Annotated in this window: 1 protein-coding gene; it reads right to left on the minus strand. The window is 69.1% G+C overall.

Features of this window, described 5'->3' with window-relative positions; genetic code table 11:
* On the minus strand, positions 1-981 hold a 981-nt coding region (locus A5730_RS05235; protein ID WP_231994633.1), incomplete at both ends, for a condensation domain-containing protein.

Consider the following 981-nt stretch of genomic DNA (forward strand, 5'->3'; position numbering starts at 1 on the left):
AGGCCGCCGCCACCGTGTCGGACGTGGTTCGAGATTGCGGTCAGGGCGTCGAACCAGAGTTGGCTGAGCCGGCCGATCTGCGCGTGATCCAACACGGAGGGGGCCCAGGTCCAGGTGGCGTTGAGGCGCGGACCCGTGTCGGTGTCGATGGTGGCGGCGTTCAGCTCGACACTGTGGGACAACGGCATCGGCACCGCGGCTGCCGCGGCGGCGACCTCCAGGCTGTCGCGGCTCACCCCCCACAGGTCGCCGGGGAGGTCGGCCGCGGCGCCGAGGCGGCCGAGGTAGTTGAAGCCGATCGTGGGCTCGGGTGTGGTCAGCTCGGTGGTGAGGTAGCGCAGCAGTCCGTAGGTCAGCGGGTGGGGCAGGGCGCGCAGTTGTTCCTTGGCGGCCTTGATGATTGGGCCCAGCGCCGGGTCGCCGGCGGTGACGCGCGACCAGCCCGGCCCGGCCACTGACAGCGTGACCGGGTATTTGGTGGTGAACCAGCCCACCGTGCGGGACAGGTCCACGTCGCGGGCCAGCTCGTCGTGGCGGCCGTGCCCCTCGACATCGATACCGATCGCGTCGCCGGTGCCCAGGAATTCGGTCCAGGCCAGCGCGTAGGCGATCAGCAAGATCTCCTGCACTCCGGTGTGAAACGCCGCGGGCACCTCGGTAAGCAGACGCCGCGTCGTCTCGACATCCAGCGCGGTCGTCAAATGTCCAGCGGCGGTATAGGTGTCCCCGGCTTGGGGAGGGGGCAGGGTGGCCGGAGCCGCCAGTTGCCGCCACGTGTCGGCCTGCTGTATGACGTCCGGCCGGTGAGCGTGCGTTTCCAGAAGTGCCGCCCAGCGCTGAAACGAGGTGCTACCGGTGGGCAGGGTGATCGTTTGGCCGCTGTGGTGCTGGGCCCAGGCGATGTTGAAGTCCTCCACCAGGATCCGCCACGACACCGCGTCGACGGCCAGGTGATGCACGATCAACACCAATTGACCGGTG

Origin of the sequence: Mycobacterium sp. ACS4054 (assembly GCF_001667275.1) — a bacterium.
Taxonomy (GTDB): domain Bacteria; phylum Actinomycetota; class Actinomycetes; order Mycobacteriales; family Mycobacteriaceae; genus Mycobacterium.